At 62.9% G+C, this 21,182-nt stretch carries 16 protein-coding genes; 7 read left to right on the forward strand and 9 right to left on the reverse strand.

Annotation, left to right across the window (positions count from 1 at the left end):
- Window positions 1–68: 68 nt before the first annotated feature.
- Both GO499_RS05940 and GO499_RS05945 read right to left on the reverse strand, forming a co-directional pair.
- Complete coding sequence (locus GO499_RS05940; protein WP_161861336.1) at window positions 69–3,827, reverse strand: efflux RND transporter permease subunit; 3,759 nt, start codon at window positions 3,825–3,827, stop codon at window positions 69–71.
- Complete coding sequence (locus GO499_RS05945; protein WP_161861337.1) at window positions 3,824–4,951, reverse strand: efflux RND transporter periplasmic adaptor subunit; 1,128 nt, start codon at window positions 4,949–4,951, stop codon at window positions 3,824–3,826. Before GO499_RS05945 ends, GO499_RS05940 begins: the two co-directional genes overlap by 4 nt.
- A 294-nt stretch (window positions 4,952–5,245) precedes the next feature.
- On the opposite strand from GO499_RS05945, the gene GO499_RS05950 reads away from it, so the two are divergent.
- The 3 genes from GO499_RS05950 (at window position 5,246) to der (ending at window position 8,775) form a co-directional block, all read left to right on the forward strand.
- Entirely contained in the window at window positions 5,246–5,935 is a 690-nt protein-coding gene (locus GO499_RS05950; protein ID WP_161861338.1) for a tetratricopeptide repeat protein, read from the forward strand.
- 6 nt (window positions 5,936–5,941) lie between these two features.
- Window positions 5,942–7,267, forward strand: a complete 1,326-nt coding sequence (locus GO499_RS05955) for a PQQ-binding-like beta-propeller repeat protein (protein ID WP_161861339.1) — start codon at window positions 5,942–5,944, stop codon at window positions 7,265–7,267.
- A gap of 77 nt (window positions 7,268–7,344) precedes the next feature.
- Window positions 7,345–8,775, forward strand: coding sequence for a ribosome biogenesis GTPase Der (der, locus tag GO499_RS05960; RefSeq protein WP_161861340.1), 1,431 nt, complete (start codon window positions 7,345–7,347; stop codon window positions 8,773–8,775).
- Here the strand turns inward: der and GO499_RS05965 are convergent, their stop codons facing one another.
- The 7 genes from GO499_RS05965 to GO499_RS05995 all read right to left on the reverse strand — a co-directional run bounded on the left by GO499_RS05965 (window position 8,776) and on the right by GO499_RS05995 (window position 17,443).
- Window positions 8,776–10,863, reverse strand: coding sequence for a dipeptide ABC transporter ATP-binding protein (locus GO499_RS05965; RefSeq protein WP_161861341.1), 2,088 nt, complete (start codon window positions 10,861–10,863; stop codon window positions 8,776–8,778).
- 73 nt (window positions 10,864–10,936) lie between these two features.
- On the reverse strand, window positions 10,937–11,251 hold the full coding sequence (locus tag GO499_RS05970; protein ID WP_161861342.1) for a hypothetical protein: 315 nt from the start codon (window positions 11,249–11,251) through the stop codon (window positions 10,937–10,939).
- Between the two features lie 3 nt (window positions 11,252–11,254).
- Entirely contained in the window at window positions 11,255–12,409 is a 1,155-nt protein-coding gene (locus GO499_RS05975) for an ABC transporter permease (protein WP_161861343.1), read from the reverse strand.
- A gap of 4 nt (window positions 12,410–12,413) precedes the next feature.
- Window positions 12,414–13,364 carry an ABC transporter permease gene (locus GO499_RS05980; protein WP_161861344.1) on the reverse strand — a complete coding sequence of 317 codons (951 nt, stop codon included), beginning with the start codon at window positions 13,362–13,364 and terminating at the stop codon, window positions 12,414–12,416.
- A 65-nt stretch (window positions 13,365–13,429) separates the two neighbouring features.
- Window positions 13,430–15,082, reverse strand: coding sequence for an ABC transporter substrate-binding protein (locus GO499_RS05985; protein ID WP_161861345.1), 1,653 nt, complete (start codon window positions 15,080–15,082; stop codon window positions 13,430–13,432).
- Window positions 15,083–15,285: 203 nt separating this feature from the next.
- Window positions 15,286–16,173, reverse strand: coding sequence for an NAD(P)-dependent oxidoreductase (locus GO499_RS05990; RefSeq protein ID WP_161861346.1), 888 nt, complete (start codon window positions 16,171–16,173; stop codon window positions 15,286–15,288).
- An 82-nt stretch (window positions 16,174–16,255) separates the two neighbouring features.
- Window positions 16,256–17,443, reverse strand: a complete 1,188-nt coding sequence (locus GO499_RS05995; protein ID WP_161861347.1) for a LysR family transcriptional regulator — start codon at window positions 17,441–17,443, stop codon at window positions 16,256–16,258.
- A 148-nt stretch (window positions 17,444–17,591) separates the two neighbouring features.
- Between GO499_RS05995 and GO499_RS06000 the strand changes: the two genes are divergently transcribed.
- The 4 genes from GO499_RS06000 (at window position 17,592) to GO499_RS06015 (ending at window position 21,096) form a co-directional block, all read left to right on the forward strand.
- Complete coding sequence (locus tag GO499_RS06000) at window positions 17,592–18,323, forward strand: PIG-L deacetylase family protein (protein WP_161861348.1); 732 nt, start codon at window positions 17,592–17,594, stop codon at window positions 18,321–18,323.
- 70 nt (window positions 18,324–18,393) lie between these two features.
- Window positions 18,394–19,338 carry a VOC family protein gene (locus tag GO499_RS06005; RefSeq protein ID WP_161861349.1) on the forward strand — a complete coding sequence of 315 codons (945 nt, stop codon included), beginning with the start codon at window positions 18,394–18,396 and terminating at the stop codon, window positions 19,336–19,338.
- 11 nt (window positions 19,339–19,349) lie between these two features.
- Complete coding sequence (locus GO499_RS06010; RefSeq protein WP_161861350.1) at window positions 19,350–20,021, forward strand: 4-carboxy-4-hydroxy-2-oxoadipate aldolase/oxaloacetate decarboxylase; 672 nt, start codon at window positions 19,350–19,352, stop codon at window positions 20,019–20,021.
- 10 nt (window positions 20,022–20,031) lie between these two features.
- Window positions 20,032–21,096: a 4-oxalomesaconate tautomerase gene (locus GO499_RS06015; protein WP_161861351.1), complete on the forward strand. Its 1,065-nt coding sequence runs from the start codon at window positions 20,032–20,034 to the stop codon at window positions 21,094–21,096.
- The last annotated feature ends 86 nt before the right edge of the window (window positions 21,097–21,182 follow it).

A 21,182-nucleotide genomic window follows, 5' to 3' on the forward strand; every position in this document is an offset into this window, starting at 1 on the left:
GGACTGATTTGGAATGGGGCGGCCTTCGCCCGCTGCCCGGCCGGAAGGCTTCCAGCGGGCAGCCGTTGTTATTCAGCGGCGCGTGGCTTGCCCATGAAGATCGGACGTTCCAGACGGATCACCGGTTCTTCCTCGACCCAGTCGATTGCCTGGCCGCGTGTCTTGCGACTGTCGCGGTTCAACCGTCTGTCACGCGAGATACGGGCATCGCGGCCACGCAGTGTGGCAAGCGCCAGCATCATCGCCCCGTAGGCACCTTTCGAGGCCCATACGCGCACAGCCAGCAGGGCCGGGGTGACGATCAGCGTCAGAATCGTGGCGAGGCCGAGGCCGAAGACGACCGCCGTCGCCAACTGTTTCCACCAGAGCGAGGTCGGTGCATCGATATCATAGCCACCGTTGACGAAATCCACTGACAGGCCGATGACCATCGGCGTCAGTCCGGCTATGGTGGTAATCGTGGTCAGCAGCACCGGACGGATACGAGCCTCTGCGGTGCGGGTGATCGCCTCCAGTCGCGGCATGTACTGGCTGAATTCCTGATAGGTGTCGATCAACACGATATTGTTGTTCACCACGATGCCGGCCAGCGCGACGATGCCGGTGCCTGTCATGATCACCGAGAAGGGTTGGCCCATGACCAGCATGCCGATCAGGCAGCCGGTGACCGACATCACCACGGCGAGCAGTACGAGCACGGAGTTGTAGACCGAGTTGAACTGCGTCAGCAGGATCACGAACATCAGCCCTAGCGCACCTGTGAAGGCGGACCCAAGGAACTCCTGGCTTTCCTTCTCGTCCTCCTGATCCCCTGTCCACTCGTAGGTGACGGCAGCAGGCAATGTACCAGCGCTGAGCCAATCGGTGATCAGCTCGATGCGGTCACCGGGCGTCACGGGCCTGATGGCGATCTCTTCGCCGCCATCGAGAACGGCCTGCAGGTCGGCCGCGCTGGCCCCATTCTCCGCCGAGATGATGTTGAAATAGGCCTTGTCGGTCAGAAACGGAAACAGCGCATACATGGGCCCCTGTTTCGTCTGAACGAGATCATAACCGTCGGCCGGGTCTTCAACAGTGCTCAGCAGCCCGAGGCTCTCGGAAGTGGTGGTGACGGTGCCGTCCTCCGCTTCCTCGCTGTGCAGGCGGACAAGGGCGGAATAACCCGCCTCGACATCGGCCTTCACGTCGAAATAGCGGCTGCCGTCAATGCGGTCGATCTTGCCAAGTTTCTCTACCGGCTCGCGGGAAATGAAGTTGGACAGCGGCACCAGCCCATCAGCCGTGCGCACGCGCAACGTATCGAGCGTTGATAGACGGCGATCGGCCTCCGGCAATCTGACCCGGATGTCGATCTCCTCGTCGGAACTGTCGACCCGCATGGTGTCGAGCGTCAGTCCTCGGGTGACGAGTTGGACCATGGCGCCAACGGTGGCGACATCCGCGCCGAAGCGCCCGGCCTTTTCCACGTCGACATTGATCTGCCAGTCGATGCCGGGCAGGGGGCGGGTATCCTCGATGTCCCGAAGGCCGGGAACCGTTTGGAAATGTTCCCGTGCCGCGGCCGTCGCAGCCTGCAACTCTTCCCAGTCATTGGATTTCAGGCGCAGGTGGACCGGCTTGCCAGAGGCCGGGCCCATGGCCGCGTCCTTGATCTCGGCGGCAATGCCCGGGATCTGCGACAAGCGGTCGTTAATCTCCGACAAAATAGCATGGCCGCGCAACTCCGGCCCGCCGGCATAGCGTTCCTGCCACGGATCGAGTTCGATCTGGACCTGGCCAACGGCGTCGATGGGGGCCTGCTCGCCGCCGGTGTTCTGGTTCAGACCGCCGGAGCCGGCGAAGGCAAACATAGATTTGACGCCGGGAACATCGGCGATATGGCCCTCGACTTCCCGGACAAACGCGTCCTTTTCCTCCAGGCTCAGGTTGCCGCGTGCACGCACATAGGCGATTGCCCGTTCCGGCTCGCTCTCCACGAAAAATTCGACACCGTTGTTGTTCTCGCCGAAGTAGCTGAATACGCCGATGATGAAGATCGCCACGGCGGCGATGGACACGAAAGGCATGACCGGATTGCCGGCGATGAAATGGATGAAATGGCCAAACGCCGTGCGCCGGTAACCTGCCTTCTCCACCTTGTCTCTCTGCGCCGGCATCAGCGACCCGCCGATGGTGGAAAGAGCCATCCAGGCGAGTGCGAAGAGGACAAGACCGGGCACAAGCTGACCGCCCAGCATCATCGTGAAGGCAACATACAGCACGGCAATCGGCACAAAGGTCAGCAAGGCGCGCACGAGCCAAGGCAAGCTGCGGCGCAGGGAGTTGGCGCCACGGTTGATGGAGCGAGAAAGCCGTCCGGCAATACCGCCGACCACCGGCAGATAGACCAGTGCCACGATCAGCGAGGCTGACAGCACGAAGATCAGAGTGACAGGCAGATTGCCCATGAACTCTCCCGCCACACCGGGCCAGAACAGCATCGGCAGGAACGCGCAGAGCGTCGTGGCGGTAGATGAGATGATCGGCCAGAACATGCGTTTTGCGGCGGCGGCATAAGCCCGCATTGGCCCCATGCCCTTCTGGATCTCCTTATCCGCGTATTCGACAACGACGATGGCTCCGTCGACCAGCATTCCGACAGCCAGAATCAGACCGAACATGACAATGTTGGAAATCGAGATGCCGAAGACGTTCAACAACGCGAAGCACAGCATGAACGACGTCGGGATCGCGAATCCGACCAGCAGGGCCGAGCGGACGCCGAGCGCGCCCAGCACCACGATCATCACCAGTGCTATGGCTGTCAGCACCGAAGCTTCAAGCTGGCTGACCATACTGGCCACTTCCTTGGAGGTATCCATGGAAAACTCGACGCGGATCGCTTCGCGCAATTCCTCTGGCCATTCGGCGACTGAGGCGGACACCGTTTCCCGCACCGTGCTGGCCGTTTCGATGACATTGAAGCCCTTGCGCTTGACGATCTGCAGCGCGACCGTCTTTTCACCGTTGTAGCGGGCGGTGCCCTCGGCATCCTCGAAGGTCAGGCGGATGTCGGCCAGATCGCCAAGGGTGATCACACGGTCGCCGTTGACCTTCACTGGCAGGCCATAGACGTCCGAGACATCATCGAAGGCAGACGGAATCTTGACGGAGAAAGCACCGGATGCGCTTTCCACTTCACCGGCGGCGATCAACTGGTTGTTGTTGACGACGACGTTCAGCAGTTCACCGGCCGTCACGTTATAGGCTTCGAGTTTCAGCGGGTCGATCAGAACCTCGACCATCTCGTCCCGGTGGCCGGCCAGCCCCGCCTCCAGCACCGATGGCAGGCTCTCGACATCATCCTGAAGGTCTTTCAGAACACGCAGCAATGTCCGCTCCGGCACCGCCCCGGAAAGCGAGACGACGAGGATCGGGAATTCCGAGAAGTTGATCTCGTTGATGGAGTACTGCTCCGCCCCGTCGGGAAAATCGGCTTCGGCGTTGCTGACCTTGTCGCGCACATCTGCCAATGTCGCGGACTTGTCCCAGCCGAACTCGAACTCCAGCGCCACGCCGGCATAACCTTCGGACGCAGTGGCCGTGATGTTCTTCAGCCCGTCGAGATCTCGCAGGTTCGTTTCAAGAGGCTTCACCAGCAGCTTTTCCGAATCCTCGGCGGAGATGCCGGGGAAGGGCACGGAGACGAAAAGGACCGGCACCTCGATATCCGGCTCGCCTTCTTTCGGCAGGCCAATATAGGAGTAGATGCCGGCCGTGATCGACAAGATCACGAAGGCTATGATCATACGGGCTCGGCCGCTGGCCCAATCGACGATACCGGTCATTGCGTCGGCTCCTCGGCGCTGCGGTAGCTTGGCGTGATCGCCCGGCCGTCAACAACGAAATCCTGGCCAACGACGATGACTTCGGCCCGGTCCGGCAGCCCCGCCAGCCACATCCCTTCGGCCGAGTCGCGGAGGATCGTCACCGGCGCGAAACGGGCGACCCCATTGTCGTTAAGACGCACACCCAGGGCACCGTCGTCATTGAGCGTCAGGGCGGATTGCGGCAACAGGTGGCCTTGGCCTGCCTCCAAGCCGATCAGGATATCGACGCTGATGCCATCGCGGATGCTGCCATCCGAGTTCGGCACATCGACCTCCACCTGAAATGTCCGCGTCAGCGGATCGGCGGAGCGGGAGACAAAGCTGACGGTTCCCGTCACATCCCGACCGGTCGAGAGACGGCCACCGGCTTGCGCGCCGAGCTTGAGTTTCTCGACTTCCGTTTCCGGAACGTAGCCAACCAGCTTGATCGGGTCGAGCGCGATCAGTGTCCCGCAGGAAGCGCCCGGTTGAAGAAGTGCGCCAAGCTCCGCCGTGTCGCTTTCGAGTATTCCGTTGAAGGGCGCGCGGATCTCCAGCCGCTCGATTTCCTTCTCGGCCTGGCTGACCATGGCCATGGCACTTTCAAGACCGGCCTTTGCGGCGATGGCGGATGTTTCGGATTGGAAACCGCGTTCCGACAGTTTCGTGGCAGTCTCGAAATTCGTCTCCGCCTCGATCTGGCGTGCCCGTGCCTCTGCCAGCGAAGCTTCCCGCGTTCCGGCATCCAGTTTGCACATAAGCTCGCCGGCCTGAACGGTCGCACCCTTTTGCAGCGGTTCCGACACAACGAGACCAGCCGTCTCCGCTTTCACCTCGACCTTGCGGGCCGCCTCCGTCCGGCCGGCGAGTACGAGGCCGCTCTGCACCGGTTCTGCCTCCGACACCTGCACGACCACGCGCACAGGACCACCGGCGACGGCACCCGTCACCTGATCGGCGCTTGCCTCTCCGCTGGTGTCTGCCTGCGCCAGCTCCACCTCATCAGTGTTACCGGCAAGAGCGCGCAGGGCGTCGCGCTCCATGATCACGGCATAGAGAAACAATGCCACAAGGCACGCAGTGAGAAATGACAATATCCGCATCAAACGATCTTTCAGTCTAAATGCCGGTCCGGCGCACCTCAGGACCAATCGGAAACCAGTCGTTACGACAGACCTTTTTACGTAAGTATCCCCCGATCGGATCGCACGTCATGTCCGAAACCGTTCTCGCGCTATGTAAGCGGTTCTTACTTGGCGATCAAGCGTGCCGCAGAGGATTGCGCGATGATGGTGAAAAAACGCACAGTCTTCTGCGGATATGCGCAGCCGTTTCCGGGTTGGCATCGCCTCGGGCGACGGTTTATGGTCCGCCAACGCAAGTGGAGGAGATTTTACGTGTCCGAGACCGATTCCTTTCTCGAAGAAGTGACCGAAGAGGTCCGCCGGGACAAGATGATCAAGACGATGCGGCGAAACGCGCCTTTTCTCATCGGCGCGGTGGTTCTGCTCATCGGCGGGATAGGCGTGAACGAGTATCTCAAGGCATCTGCCCGCGCCGAGGCGGAAGCCACGGGCGATGCGATGATGGCGGCTCTCACCGCCGAAGACGCCGCGGACCGTGCCGCAGGGCTGCAGGCGCTGGTGGCGGAAGGTGGCGACGCCGAGGTTCTTGCCCGGATGCAACTGGCCGCAGTCCAGGCGCGCGAAGGCGACCGTGAGGCCGCGATCGACACATTGCGGGCAGTGCAGGGCGGCAGTGGCGTCGATACCCGCTATGCCGATATCGCCGCGATGAAGATCGCCATGCTGCTGCAAGGACAGGACACGGTGGCGGAGCGCCGGGCGCTGTTGGAAAACCTGTCGCTGGCCGGGCATCCCCTTCAGGATCTGGCACTGGAGCAGATGGCGGCTCTGGCGCTGGAACAAGGTGATACCGAAGCTGCCCTCGCCGATCTGACACGAATTGTCGAGTCGCCGACGGCCTCGTCCTCCGGCCGCAGTCGCGCCACGCAACTGATCATCGCTCTCGGCGGCGAATTGCCGGAGCAGGAAACCGGCGCGGACCTGCTGCCAACGGACGGATAAGCCAGCATGCACTTCACGATCATGACCCCGGGCCGCCTGTTGGCCTTGCTGTTGCCCCTTCTGGCCGCCTGTTCGGAACCGGAGGTGATCCTGCCGGGAGAGCGCGAGTCGATCCGCCCCGGCGTAAGCGAAATTCTGGATCTGGCAGAGGAAGCCGGGCCCGCACAGCCGGTGCCGCTCTCGATTCCGGCAGCCCGCGCCAATGCCGACTGGACGCATGTGCGGGGTAACTCCGTGCACATTCCCGGACATCTCGCCCTCTCGGCTACGCCACAGCGCATCTGGTCCACTTCCGTGGGTGCCGGAGACGGCCGCCGCGTCCGCATACTGGCCAGCCCGATGGTGGCCGAAGGGCGCATCTACACGCTTGATTCCAACGCGCGGGCAACCGCGGTCAGCACTGCCGGCCGTATCTTGTGGCAGACGGCTCTGACACCCGAGGGTGAGCGTGCCGGCGAAGGTTTCGGCGGCGGTTTCGCCTATGAAGGCGGTGCATTGGTGGTGACTACCGGGTTCGGTGAGGTGCTGCGCCTCGACCCGTCAACAGGGGACATCCTCTGGCGCCGCCTTCTCGACGGTGCCATCCGCGCCGCACCGGCCGTTTCCGGCGACCGCGTGGTCGCGATTTCACGCCATGACGTTGCTTACGGCATCGATCTTGCGACCGGCGAACTCGAATGGCAGCTTTCCGGCGCCAGCCAGGGCGCAGGCCTGCTCGGCGGCGCCAGCCCGGCAATCCGGGGGCCGGTGGCGATCCTGCCGTTCCAGTCCGGCGAGGTCACGGCAGCGCTGGTCGACACGGGCCGTGGCGTCTGGTCCGCGGCGGTGTCTGGTGGGCGGCGAGAATTCGTACGGAGCCGGATCGGTGATATTTCCGGTGATCCGGTGATCGACATCGACATTGTCTATGCCGCCAGCCAGGCAGGACGTCTCGTCGCGCTGGATCGCCGCTCGGGCGAACGGTTGTGGACGATGCAGGACGGTGCATATGGCCCCGTGCTACCAGTCGGCGGCGACATCTTCATGGTCTCTGACATCGGTGAGCTTTTGCGGCTGCGGGCCGACACCGGCAAGTTGGTGTGGAAATCGCCTTTGCCGGAGTGGAAACGCCCGGAGATACGCAAGAACGCCGTGCCGCACTTCGGCCCACTGCTCGCAGGCGGCAGACTGATTGTGGCATCCGGCGACGGCCTGCTGCGCAGCTACAATCCCCTGTCCGGGGCCTATCTCGGATCGGTCGAAATTCCCGCCGGTGCGGGGGCTGCTCCCGCAATTGCCGGCGGTGTGCTCTATGTCGTCACGACGGATGGCGTTCTCGTCGCCTACCAGTAACGGGCTTTCCAAAGCCCGCAAAACCGGATAGTTGGCGGGCTCGGCGGGTGTGACCTGCCAGAGCCCGCAGGAATGTCATGACCTTCAAACTCGCCATAGTCGGCCGCCCCAACGTGGGAAAATCCACGCTTTTCAATCGGTTGGTTGGAAAGCGCCTGGCGCTGGTTGATGATCAGCCGGGCGTTACGCGTGACTTGCGTGAGGGCGCGGCGCGACTGGGAGACCTTCGTTTCACCGTTATCGACACTGCCGGTCTGGAAGAAGCGACGGATGAGAGCCTTCAGGGCCGCATGCGACGCCTGACGGAGCGCGCGGTCGACGAGGCCGATATCTGCCTGTTCATCATCGATGCAAGGGAAGGTATCGTCGGCGGTGACCAGTTCTTCGCCGAAATCCTGCGCAAACGTGCCCGTCACGTGATCCTCGCTGCCAACAAGGCCGAAGGCAGGGCCGGGGAGGGCGGCTTCTACGATGCCTACTCACTCGGACTGGGAGAGCCGGTTCAGCTTTCCGCCGAGCATGGCGAAGGCATGGAAGACCTCTATCGTCGCCTGCAGGAACTGCGCCCGGAAGTTGAGCGTGCGGATGAAGAGGCGGGCATGCTGCCCCGGATTGACGACAGTGTCGACGAGGACGGCAATGCTGCTCCGATCCCGGAGGGCCGCCCCATTCAGATTGCCGTCGTCGGCCGCCCCAACGCGGGCAAATCGACGCTGATCAACCGGATCATCGGCGAGGACAGATTGCTGACCGGCCCCGAAGCCGGCATCACCCGCGATGCGATCTCCGTGAATACCATCTGGGACGGACAGCCCTATCGTATTTTCGATACGGCCGGGATGCGCAAACGCGCCAAGGTGCAGGAAAAGCTCGAAAAACTCTCCGTATCCGATGGACTTAGGGCCGTAAAGTTCGCCGAGGTCGTGGTTATCCTTCTGGATGTACAGATACCGTTCGAGCAACAGGACCTGCGCATTGCCGATCTAGCGGAGCGTGAGGGCCGGGCAGTGGTGATTGCGATCAACAAGTGGGATCTGGAGGACGAAAAGTCCGAGAAGGCGAAGGCCCTGCGCGAGGCGGCGACACGGCTGCTGCCGCAGCTCAAGGGGGCACCTGTCGTCTGGGTTTCAGCAGCCACCGGTCGGGGCCTCGACAAACTCCAACAGGCGATCCGCGACGCTCACGCCACGTGGAACAGCCGCATTTCAACCGCACGTCTGAACCGCTGGCTTGCCGACGAGATTTCCGCGCATCCGCCCCCTGCACCCGGCGGACGACGCATACGCCTGCGCTACATGACGCAGATAAAGACCCGGCCGCCCACCTTCGTGCTGTTCTGCTCGGTGCCGGACGCGTTGCCCGACAGCTACAAACGTTTTCTTGTCAATGGCTTACGACGAGACTTTGATATGCCGGGCACGCCGATCCGGCTGTTCCTGCGGGCGGGTGAGAACCCTTACAAGGACAAGAAGAAGCGCCAGCCGAACACGCTCGACAAGCACAGGTAGTTATTCGGCAGCGGTCAGGACGATCACCGGTTCCATTTCCGCGAAGATCTCATCGGACAAGTGGCATTTCACCTGGTGGCCGCTGGCAAGCTGGCGCATCGGCGGCACTTCGTCTTCGCACAGCGTGCCCGGCACAAGCTGCTTGCGCGGACATCGTGTCTGGAACGGGCAGCCCGAGGGTGGGTCCATTGCGGAGGGGATATCACCTTCGAGGACGACGTGCTTCTTCCTGACGCTCGTGTCCGCGATCGGCACGGCCGAAAGCAATGCCTCGGTGTAGGGATGATAGGGTGGCGCGAAAACCTGTTCGGTGGTGCCCATCTCCACCACATGACCGAGATACATCACCATCACACGGTCGGCGAGGTAGCGCACGATGGACAGATCGTGGCTGATGAACAGCATGGTGGTCCGGCTCTCACGCTGAATTTCCATCAGAAGATCCGTCACGGCGGCCTGCACGGAGACATCCAGGGCCGAGACGGGTTCGTCCGCCACCACGACCTTCGGGCCGCCGGCAAAGGCGCGGGCAATGCCGATGCGCTGTTTCTGGCCGCCGGAAAGCTGCCGCGGCTTGCGGGTGGCGAACTCGCGGGGAAGTTTCACAAGATCAAGTAGTTGCAGCATTTTCTCCTGCCGCTCGGCGACGGAATTGCCGACTTTGAACTTTTCGAGCACTCGAACGATCTGGCTGCCTACGCTGTGGGAAGGGTTGAGCGTGTCGAACGGGTTCTGGAACACCATCTGCACGTCGGCGACGGTTCGTGTGTCGCGCTTCTCGATCTCGGTGTCACCGATCTCCCTGTTTTCAAGGAGAACCTTGCCATCCGTTGCCGTCTCCAGTCCGAGCAGGACCTTGGCGAGGGTGGATTTGCCGCAACCGGATTCACCGACGATGGCCAGGGTCTCGGCCTCACGGGCCTCGAAGCTGAGCGTTTCGTTGGCCTTGACGACCCTCTTCTCGCCACCGGAAAATAGCGCGGAAGCAGCGACTTCATAGTATTTCTTCAACTCGTCGACACGCAGGACGACATCTCCGGCGGCGGTGGTTTCCCCGCCGATCGAAACATCGGGCTTGGCCGCCCAGTCGATATTCTGAAACCGGACGCAGCGGGATTCGTGGCGATCATCACCTGGCACGTCGAACATCCGGATTTCGCGCTTATCGCATTGGCCGGCAACGAAATAATTGCACCGCGGCCCAAAATTGCAGCCCCTTGGGCGTTCGTGCGGCAAGGGGAAGTTGCCGGGAATGGCAATGAGGGGGCGGCTGTTCTTGTCGGCGCCGGGCAGGGGGATCGAGCGGAAGAGGCCCTGCGTGTACGGGTGGCGCATCTTGTCGAACACGTCGCCGATGGAGCCGGTTTCAACCGCCTCTCCGGAATACATCACACAGAGCCTGTCGCAGGTCTCCAGCACGAGGCCGAGATTGTGCGATATGAAGAGCATCGAGGTGCCGAACTTCTTGCCCAAGTCCTTGACAAGATCGACAATTCCGGCTTCCACCGTCACGTCGAGCGCGGTGGTCGGCTCATCCAGAATGAGCAGTGACGGCTTGGACATCAGGGCCATCGCGATGACGATGCGCTGCTGCTGACCGCCGGAAAGCTGGTGTGGAAAACTGTTCAGCATTCGCGCGGGGTCAGGCAGGCGGACAGCCTCCACGACCTCCAGTGCCAGCTTGTAAGCGTCTGATTTTCCCATGTTTTCATGGATCATCGGCACTTCCATAAGCTGCTTGCCGATCTTCATCGCCGGATTGAGGCTGGCCATTGGTTCCTGATAGATCATCGCAATTTCGGAGCCGCGCAGATCGCGCAGTTGCGCCTGGCTCATCTCGTTGAGGTTGCGCCCCTTGAACTTGATTGAGCCGCCGACGATTTTCCCATTCTTGCCAAGGTCTTGCATCACGCCCAGCGCGACCGTGCTCTTGCCGCACCCGCTTTCGCCGACCAGCCCCATCGCCTCGCCGGGTTGCACGGTGCAGGAGAAATCCATCACCGCGGGGATCTCTCCGGCACGGGTGAAGAAGGAAATCGAGAGATTTTCGATTTCGAGGATCGGGCCGTCATAGTCCCATTTGGTCATGCCGCTACCCCTCTGGCGAAAGCTGGATTCAGTATGGTTTCGGTATGGATTTGGTATGGCAAACCATCGGCACTCACAGACAGGAAATCTGGAGACGCACACCGCGCTGTAAAGAGAGCAGGGTGCGTGCCTGCAGCCCCGTGGCATAGATCGAATAGCCGCGTGGGCTGCAGATGTCGGCGGCGCGGTACTGGCAGCCCTCGGTGGTCTGCATGCAGGAAATTTCCCATCCCCGCTGCCCGTTGCCTAGCGTGATCTGCTGCGCGCGGGTCACCTCCACCCCGTGTGGGGTTTCGTAGGCGATCGGTCCTTCCGCCTTCGGGTCGGCGCAGGCGGCAAGGGAGAGGAGGACGGCGAGTGCCGTGGCAGGGACTATGCGGATCTTCATGACTCAATCTTTCAAGCTCTGTTCACGCAGGCCGTCGGCCAGCAGGTTTAGGCCGAGCACCAGCGACATCAGCGCCAGCGCGGGCGGCAGGGCGGGATGCGGGAAAATGGAGAGGAGCTTGCGGCCCTCGTTGATGGTCATTCCCCAGTCGGAACTTTCAGGGTCAACGCCCAGGCCGAAGAAGCCGAGCGTGCCGAGAAGGATCGTAGTGTAGCCGATCCGGAGGCAGAAATCCACGATCAGCGGCCCGCGCGCATTGGGCAGGATCTCCCACAGCATGATGTACCACGGGCTTTCGCCGCGCGTCTGGGCGGCCGCGACATAGTCGCGTGTCTTGATGTCCATCGTCAGCCCGCGCACGATACGGAAGACGGTGGGCGAGTTCACGAACACAACCGAGACGAAGATGTTCAGAAGGTTCGGATCCATCGAGAAAACGCCGAGCGGATCGCGGTTGAAGGCGAGGCCGGAGTAGGCCCAGAAGCCGATGACGAGCGTGACGGCGAGGTAGATCCAGAGCACGTCCGGCCGTGTCGAGAACCGCGTCTGGAACAGGATCACGAAAAACAGGATCGGGATGAGGAAGAGCACCGCCGCCAGGTAAGTCGGGATGCCGGTCTCGCGGATCTCGGGCGTGACGAGCAGGAAGAACAGCAGGATCACCGGGAAGGCCAGCACGAGGTTGGCGAGGAATGTGAGGATCGTGTCCACCCTGCCGGAGAAGTAGCCGGCAGGCAGGCCGAGGGTGATGCCGACGATGAAGGCGAGCAGAGTGGCCGGCGGTGCGATCTGCAGCACGGTGCGCGAGCCATAGACCATGCGGGAAAAGACGTCGCGGGCGAGATTGTCACCGCCGAAGATGTACCAGGCTTCCTCGACCCCCGGCACGGGCGTACCGGGCACCTTGTTCTTCAGGCCGGAGATCTGGGCACGTGGATCGTACATCGCGATCATGTCGGCAAAGATCGCGGTGAAAACCCAGAAGAGGACAATGGCGAGGCCGATCATGCCGATCCAGCTATCGAAGAGCCGCCCATACAGCGACAGCTTCTCCTTGAACACAATCGACAATCCGAACACGGCGACGAGGGCGATCCAGACCGGCAGAAACTGCCAGAGGGCGATGGCGATGATCTGACCCCAGCTTAACAAATCCATATGCTTACCTTACGCGGATGCGGGGGTTGAGATAGACGTAACCGATATCGGAGATCAGCTGCGTCACCAGCACGACGAAGACGGCGACGACGGAGCAGGCGAGCAGCAACTCGATGTCATTCGTCTGCGCGGCCTCGACCATCATCCAGCCAAAGCCCTTGAAGTTGAACAGCGTCTCCACGATCACCACGCCTGTCAGCAGCCACGGGAACTGCAGCATGATCACGGTGAACGGCGCAATCAGCGCATTGCGCAGCGCGTGCTTGATGACGATGTTGCGAAAAGAAACGCCCTTGAGCCGGGCGGTGCGGATATATTGCGCAGTCATCACTTCGGCCATGCTCGCCCGTGTCATCCGGGCAATGTAGCCCATGCCATAAATCGCCATGGTCATCACCGGCAGGGCGAAGTTTTCGAAAGTTATGTTCTCGGTTGCCGTCGTGGCGCTGGCCTTCATCCATTTCAGCCCGACGGCGGAGGAGGCGAATATGATCGCGAAGATCACACCTGATACGTATTCCGGCGTCGCCGTGGTGGCGATGGAGGCGGTGGAAAGCGTTCGGTCCGTCACCGAACCTTCGCGCATCCCGGCGAGCACCCCGATCAGCAATGCCCCCGGAACCATGGTGATCATCACCCAGAACATCAGTTTGCCGGTGTGGCCCAGTCGCTCGGCGACCATCGGGGCAACGGGTTGGTCGAACCTTGTCGAACGGCCTAGGTCGCCGGTGGCGACACCGGCCAGCCACTCGCCGTAGCGCACCAGCAGCGGTCGGCGGTAGCCGTTCCGCTCCAGCCAGGTTTCCACCTGCTCGTCCGTCATCCGGTTGTTGGCCTGTTCCTTGGCCAGTTTCTCCAGGTTGGGTTCAAGGTTGGTGAGATAGAAAACGATGAACGTCAGGCAGAGTGCTGTCAGCAGCATCACACCGGTACGTTGCAGAATGAATGAAAGCATGGCTGGCCCCCGTTGACGGCTGGCTCAGGAAGGGGAGGGGGCAAGGCCGCCCCCTCCGGCCCCGATCAGGCCGAGATTGACCAGAGATCGTGGTGATGCTCGTAGGTTGGGTGCTGTTCGGCACCCTGTACCTTGTCGGTCGTATGGCGGAAGAGCGAACGCCAGTAGGGCTGGATGATGACGCCCGAATCCTGAAGGATCTGCTCGATGTCGGTCATGATCTCGCGGCGCTTGTCCGCGTCGGCGATGGCCAGCGCCTCGGTCAGCTTGGCGTCGAACTCTGGGTTCGAGTAGGCTGCCTCGTTCCACGCCTCGCCGGAGCGGTAGGCGAGCGCCAGGATCTGCACGCCGAGCGGGCGCATGTTCCAGTTGGTGGTGGAGAAGGGATACTTCGTCCAGTCGTTCCAGAACGTGGCGCCGGGCAGGATCGTCCGTTTCACGTTGATGCCCGCGTCGCGCATCTGCGCGGCGATGGCGTCGGTGGTGGCGCGGCGGTAATCATCATCGATGGAGATGAGATCGTGCTCGTAGTCGGCCATCCCGGCTTCTTCGAGCAATTCCAAGGCTCTGGCGGGATCACGCTCGGGCATGCCAATGTCGGCGTACTCCGGGTGCATCGGGCCGACATGGTGGTTTTCGGCCGTCTGGCCGAGACCGTTGATGCCGAGCTCCAGCACGACCGAGTTGTCCACCGCAAGCTGGATGGCGTTGCGCACCCGCTGGTCGGCATAGGGTTTCACGCCGTCGACCTCTGCCTCGACGTTCATGCGGCAGACGACGGTGGTGGCCGTGACGGCTTCGGATTTGACGAGGCCGAGGCTGTCGAGAATGTCGACATATTCACCGTTGGATTCGTAGTTGGCGTCGATCTCCTCCGCCTCGAAGGCAGCGATGAAGGCCGAGGGATCGGTGCCGTAGTCGATGTATTCGATCCGGTCGAGTGCGACGTCGCCGCCCCACCATTCGCCGCGCTTGGCAAGCGTTGCCTTCACGCCGACCTCCATCTCCTCCAGCAGGTAGGGTCCGGTGCCGATAGGGTTGGCGCCAAGGTCCGCGCCTGTCTCGTCGAACGTCGGGTGGACCAGCAGGCCCGGGTAGTCGGCGAAGCCCGCGATCAGTGTGATGTCCGCGGCCAGCAGGTTCAGCTTGATGGTGAAATCATCGACCTTCTCGATCACGCCATCGGCAACCGTGCCCGCTTCCTCGTCGATCAGGGAAGTCATGCGGCTGGCCATGGAGTTGCCCTCCGCCGCCTTGTCGCACCAGCGGGTGAGGTTGTAGATCACGTCGTCGGCAGTGAACGCATCGCCGTTGTTCCACGTGACGCCCTGACGGACATTCAGCGTATAGGTCATGGCATCGTCGGAGACTTCCCAGCCCTCCAGCAGCCATGGCTCGAAGGTGAAATCCTTGGTGTAGCGAACGAGGTTTTCACAGACACCGCGGCCGACGTTGCCCATCTCGGACCAGTCGAAGATACGCGGGTCCTGCACGCGCTTGATCAGCATCTGCATCCGCAATGTGCCACCGGCGTCCTGCGCGCGCGCCGGTGCCGGCGCGGCGAGGCCGAGCAGCCCGTAGGCGGCGGCGGTCGTCACGCCGAGGGAACTGACAGTGGCGAGGAACTCGCGCCGGTCCATGCGGCCCGCGATCGCGTCTTCGGTATACATTTTCACCGCCGGATGCAGCGGCTTGCCATTGATTGTATCTTGGGTCATCGAAAACTCCCTGTCAGACCTGTTGCCCACTGGCGCGCGGGGACGCGCCGGGAATATGTTGAGGCGGTGCTTTGTGGCGGCACCTTGGGCGCCATTGCACGCCATGCAGCCGGGAAGGTCAACCGGGCAGCGACCGTTTTGGGAACCATTCGCGACCTTTCGGCGCCGGAAACAGACATCCCGCCCGCCGCGGAAGCTGCGTGTCATCCGGGCGGGCGGCGGATCGACGGGAGGAGTTGCGCGGCGATTTCCTGAATGCCGTCGGCGTTTTCAACGTCTGCACCGGCCCGCGCGGCGGCGGCGATAGCCCTTTGCCAGTGTACGGTTGCCGCCGACATGCCACTGGGAAGCCCGAGATCCGCGAGGGTCTTTGCCACCTCCTCCATTTCGGCGGCCCGACGCTCGCCGTGGGCCATCGATCGCTCGAAGTTATAGGCGGCGGCTGCAGCCACATCCATGTGCGGATGCCCGTGCAGCAGCGAGGGTAGAACCTCATCCTCCACCCCTGCGGCGACGGCTGCCAGCACGCACTCGGCCGTCAGAGCCTCCAGCCCCTTGACCATGACAGAGCGGATCATCTTGATCGCCGAGGCCCGCCCGACAGCACCGGTGACGACGCGGGGAGCCATTGGCAGAGAGGTGAGAACAGGGCACGCAGCCGCGGCGTGCGGGCCGGAGATCAGCAGCGGCACCATGTTGCGCTTCGGCCAGACAGGCGCCATCACCGCGACATCCACGTAGCGCGCGCCAACACCGGCGATGATCGCCTCCGCCCGCCGTTTCGAGGACGGTGCGCAGGAGTTGAGGTCGCAAAAGAAAGCGTCCCGTGGCAGGTGCGCCGCCGCCTGCGTCGCTGCCACGACGGCCTGATCGGCGGTGACGGTGGAGAAGACAAGCTCCGCCCCGGCCAGTGCCTCCGCCAGAGTGGCACAACAGATCACGCCATGCTCGGCACATCGCGCCCGGATGTCGACGACTGTCGCCTGCGCCTCTGTCTTGATGTCATAGGCGGCAACCGAATGTCTGTCCGGTTCCCAGCCGGAAGCGATGGCCGATCCGGCCTCGCCGAAGCCGATGAACGCGATCTGCAATGCCCTGATTCCCGTAGTCGTTTGCGCGACCATAGAAGGGCCAGGCAGTGGCGGCAAAGCCCCCAATGCTTACGGCTGCGTCTCACCTGATGGTCTCGGCCGCCGCGCCGATGGTTCGGATCAGGTCAAGCAGACGTGCCTGTGCCGGTGTTGGTCGCCACGCCCGCCGGCAGGTGATGCCGATGGGCCGGGCAGCATCCGCCAGGGCGACGGGCAGCACCTTGACCACGTCACGTTCGATTTCCGGCCGTGCCTGCAGCCGCGAAATGCAGGCGAGGTGGCGACCGTCCTGCACCATCTCCCGCATCAGGTTGACGGATCCGGTTTCGACCAAGGTTTCGGGCAGGCAGAGCGCGGCGCCATGGAAGACGGCCTCGAACTGCTCGCGGGTCGGCGTTCCGAGCTGCGGCACCAGCCATGGATAATCCGTCATTTCCGCCAGCGTCACCGCTGCCGCCGACAGCAGGGGATGGCCATTGCCGCAAAAAATGACAAGCCGGTCGTCGAACAGCCGTTCCTGCACGATGTCGTCGATCGGCACAGGGCTACGCAGGGCGCCGACCAGAAAGTCGATCTCGCCCGTGCGGACGCCGCCTAACAATTGCTCATAGCTGCCGTCCAGTACCGTGATCGGCAGCCTGCGCCCCTCATTGCGGAAGGCGGACAGGGCGCGTGGCAGAACGTGGGATCGCGACAGCGGCGTTGCGGCAACCGTAATGCGGCCCACTTCCCGCCCGGTCATGTCTCCGATTTCGGCATCGGCCTGCGCCAGTTCGGCAAAGGCCAGTTGCGCCGCCTGCGCCAGCGCGAGTGCGGCCCGTCCGGGCAGGATGCCGGATGCGCTGCGCCGGAACAACGCTCGCCCCGCTGCCCGTTCCAACTGGCTGACGGCGCGGTGGACCGTCGGTTGCGCCCGGCCGAGGTGACGGGCCGCGAGGGTGAAGTTGCCCGCCGCACAGGCAGCGATGAGTGTTTCAAGTTGCGTGCGCGTGGTGGTCGCTGGCAGGCGGGGTGCGATGTCGATCAGGGCTTTGTCCAGCAGCGCCAGCGCCCGCACCACCCGCGCGCGCAGCACGTTGCCCGCGGGGGTCAGGTACAGGCCATGGGCACGACGTTCGAACAGGGATGCCGTTGCCAGCCGTTCCAGCTTGGCGATGGATTGGCTGACAGCGGGCTGGGTCACGAGGTTGCGGGCCGCCGCCTCGCTGACGGAACCGGTGTCTGCCACCACCAGAAACACGCGAAGATGGCGGAGGTTGCCGCCGATCATCGGGGCCGCATCAACGTGTAGTAGGGCAGGGGAGAAGCACAAGTCATGGACAAGCTATAGCATGAATTTATACCCCAGGAACCGCAACTGAATTGCATCGCACCGCCGATTGGCCGTTCACTTGGAACAATCGGAGCGGGAGGACAGGTTGGCGGACGTCAGAACAGCACTGATCATCAGCGCCCATGCGGCGGATTTCGTCTGGCGCTGTGGCGGCGCCATCGCGCTTCATGCCGAAATGGGGTGCGAGGTGACGGTCGCCTGCCTGTCCTTCGGTGAGCGCGGCGAGAGCGCCCGGCTCTGGAAGGATGGCAAAAGCCTGCAGGAGGTGAAGGACATTCGTCGCGGAGAGGCCGAGGCGGCGGCGACAGTGCTTGGCGCGCATCGGCTGGAATGCTTCGATCTGGGCGATTACCCGCTGCATCTGGAAAAAGAGGACAAGTTCCGGCTGGTCGACCTGATCCGCGCGGTGCAGCCCAGCTTCATGATGAGTCACAGCCAATATGACCCGTACAACACGGACCACATGTACATGACTCAAATCGCGCTGGAGGCCCGGATGATCGCGCAGGCCTGGGGGCATAACCCCGGCGAAAATGTGCTGGGTGCGCCGCAACTCTACCTGTTCGAGCCGCATCAGACGGAGCAGATGGGTTGGAAGCCGGATGTGTTTCTCGACATCACGCCGGTGTGGGACAAGAAGCGGAAGGCGATGGAATGCATGAACGGTCAGGTGCATCTGTGGGAATATTATACCCGCGTCGCCCAGCAGCGGGCCAACCATTTCAAGCGAAACTCCGGCGGCATGTCCGGAGGGCGCGATTGCAAGTTTGCCGAAGGCTTCCAGTCGGTCTTCCCGCGAACGGTGGATATGTTGTGAGCGTCGGCGAAACCGGCCAGACATGGGGTTCTGCGAATGGTCACCGGATAACGGGGCAGGGGGAGGACATATGACCGGCGATATCGCCCATCTTGGCCATGTGGAGATGCTGACGGACCGTTTCGACGACAGCCTCGACTTTTTCACGCGAATCTACGGGCTGAAACTCTCGTCGCAGGATGAGGACAGTGCCTATCTGCGGGCGTGGGACGATTATGAGACCTGCACGCTGAAACTTACACGGGCGGCGACGACGGGGGTTGGCCATATCGGTTACCGCGCCGCTTCGCCCGATGCACTGGCCGGGCGGGTCGCGGCCATCAAGGCCAGTGGGCACAAGGTGCTGGGCTGGAACGAAGGTGACGCCAGCCACGGACCGGCCTTCGCCTTCGAAGACCCGTTCGGGCACGTGTTCGAAATCTACTACGAGACGAACTGGTACGCGCCGCACGACGAGACAGAGATTGCCGCGCTCAAGAATACCGCCTCCGCCTTCACGGGGGCCGCGCCACGCCGGATCGACCACGTCAACCTGCTCAGCAGCGATGTCGGCGCATTCCGCGACTTCATGGAAATCTGCCTCGGCTCCCGCGTGACCGAGTACATCCAACTCGACAACGGCCGTGTCGGCGGCTGCTGGTTTACCGTCAACAACAAGACCTATGATCTGGCGTGCACCGAGGAACATGGCGGCGGTGATGGCCGTCTCCACCACGTCACCTATGCCACCGACCAGCGCGAGGATATCCTGCGGGCCGCCGATATCTTTCTGCAGAACGGCGTCCATATCGAAACGGGGCCGCACAAGCACGCCATTCAGGGCACGTTCTTCCTCTATGTCTGGGAACCGGCGGGCAACCGGGTGGAACTGGCCAACGCCGGTGCCCGGCTGATCCTTGCCCCGGATTGGCAGCCCGTTTGCTGGACGGAGGCTGACAGGAAGAAAGGGCAGGCCTGGGGGCTGAAGACCATCGAGAGTTTTCACACCCGCGGCACGCCGCCGACGAAGACATAAGGGGGAAGCACATGGGTGTGGTCGTTCAGAACATCGAGAGGGCCGGGCAGGACATTGTCGATGCGCTCGGACGGGCCGGGGTGCCGAACGTGCACGAGGCACAGGGACGCAGCGGTTGCATGCATTCCTACCTTCGGCCCGTATGGCGCGGTGCCCGCATTGCCGGGTCCGCCGTCACCATTTCCGCGCCACCGGGCGACAACTGGATGCTGCACGTCGCCATCGAACAGGTGAAGGAAGGCGACATCCTCGTTTTCGCGCCGACCTCGCCCTGCGACAACGGCTATTTCGGCGATCTTCTGGCCACCTCCGCCAAGGCCCGCGGTTGTCGGGGCCTGATCATCGACGCCGGCTGCCGAGATATTGCCGAACTGGAGGAGATGGGCTTTCCCGTCTGGTCGAAGGCCGTCAGTGCCCAGGGCACGGTGAAAGAAACGATTGGCTCGGTCAATGTCCCGGTTTCCTGTGCCGGGCAGATCGTGCAGCCCGGTGACATCATCTGCGCCGACGATGACGGTGTCTGTGTTGTCCGCCGCGCCGAGGCCGCGGCAGTGCTGACCAAAGCCGAGGCGCGGATCGCCGCCGAGATCGGCAAGCGCGAACGTCTCGCCGCCGGCGGACTGGGATTGGATATCTACGACATGCGCGGGCGACTGGCCGAGAAAGGCCTGAAATACGTATGAGGACACGGGTATGAGCGGCACAGCGGGGCAGGGCATCCCGTGCCTGTGGATGCGCGGCGGAACCTCCAAGGGGGCCTATTTTTTGGCTCGGGACTTGCCGCAGGACGCGGCCGAGCGCGACGCGCTGCTGCTGCGGATCATGGGCTCGCCCGATACCCACCAGATCGACGGTATTGGCGGGGCCGACCCGCTGACTTCCAAGGTCGCGATCCTGTCACCGGCGAGCCGGGAGGATGCCGACGTCGACTATCTGTTCCTGCAAGTTTCGGTCGACCAGCCGCAGGTGTCGGCTGCGCAGGGCTGCGGCAACATTCTCGCCGGCGTCGGTCCGGCTGCCATAGAGCGCGGCCTTGTCCCGGCGTCAGAGGGGCGCACGCTGGTGCGTATCCACATGTGTAACACCGGCGAAATCGCAACTGCGGAGATCAGGACCCCCGGGGGCGTCGTATCCTACACCGGCGATACCGTGATCGACGGCGTGCCCGGCCGCCACGCGGCCGTGCCGTTGTACTTCGAGAAAACCGCTGGTTCCATCTGTGGCAGCCTGCTGCCCACCGGCAACCCGATGGACCGGGTGCTGGAGACGGATTTGACCTGCATCGACAACGGCATGCCCGTCGTGCTGCTGCGCGCCGCGGATTTCGGGCTGACGGGGCAGGAGGGGCGAACTGCACTCGACGCGGACACGGCCCTGAAGCAACGGCTGGAGGCGCTCCGTCTCACGGCCGGCCCCTTGATGAACCTCGGCGATGTCCGCGACAAGACCGTCCCGAAGATGATCCTCATATCGCCACCGGTGGCAGGCGGCGTGATCGCCACCCGCAGCTTCATCCCGCATCGCTGCCATGCGAGCATCGGCGTCTTTGCGGCCGTATCCGTTGCTACCGCCTGCGCTGTGCCCGGCACGGTGGCTGAAACGCTGGCCCGCTTGCCCACCGACAACCGTTATCGCGTGGAGCATCCGACCGGAGCGGCGGAGGTTCTGCTGGAGGGCGATGTTGCCGGCGGAACGGCGCAGGCGGGCATAATGCGCACGGCAAGAAAGCTGTTCGACGGTTTGGTGTTCGCGGATTGAGGCGGGGCGTTCAAATACCGGGATAATCCGGATAAACATTAATCCGATAATCAATATTATGTAACTTAAATGGATGGTCGTCAGTC

The organism is Algicella marina (assembly GCF_009931615.1).
GTDB classification, from domain to species: domain Bacteria; phylum Pseudomonadota; class Alphaproteobacteria; order Rhodobacterales; family Rhodobacteraceae; genus Algicella; species Algicella marina.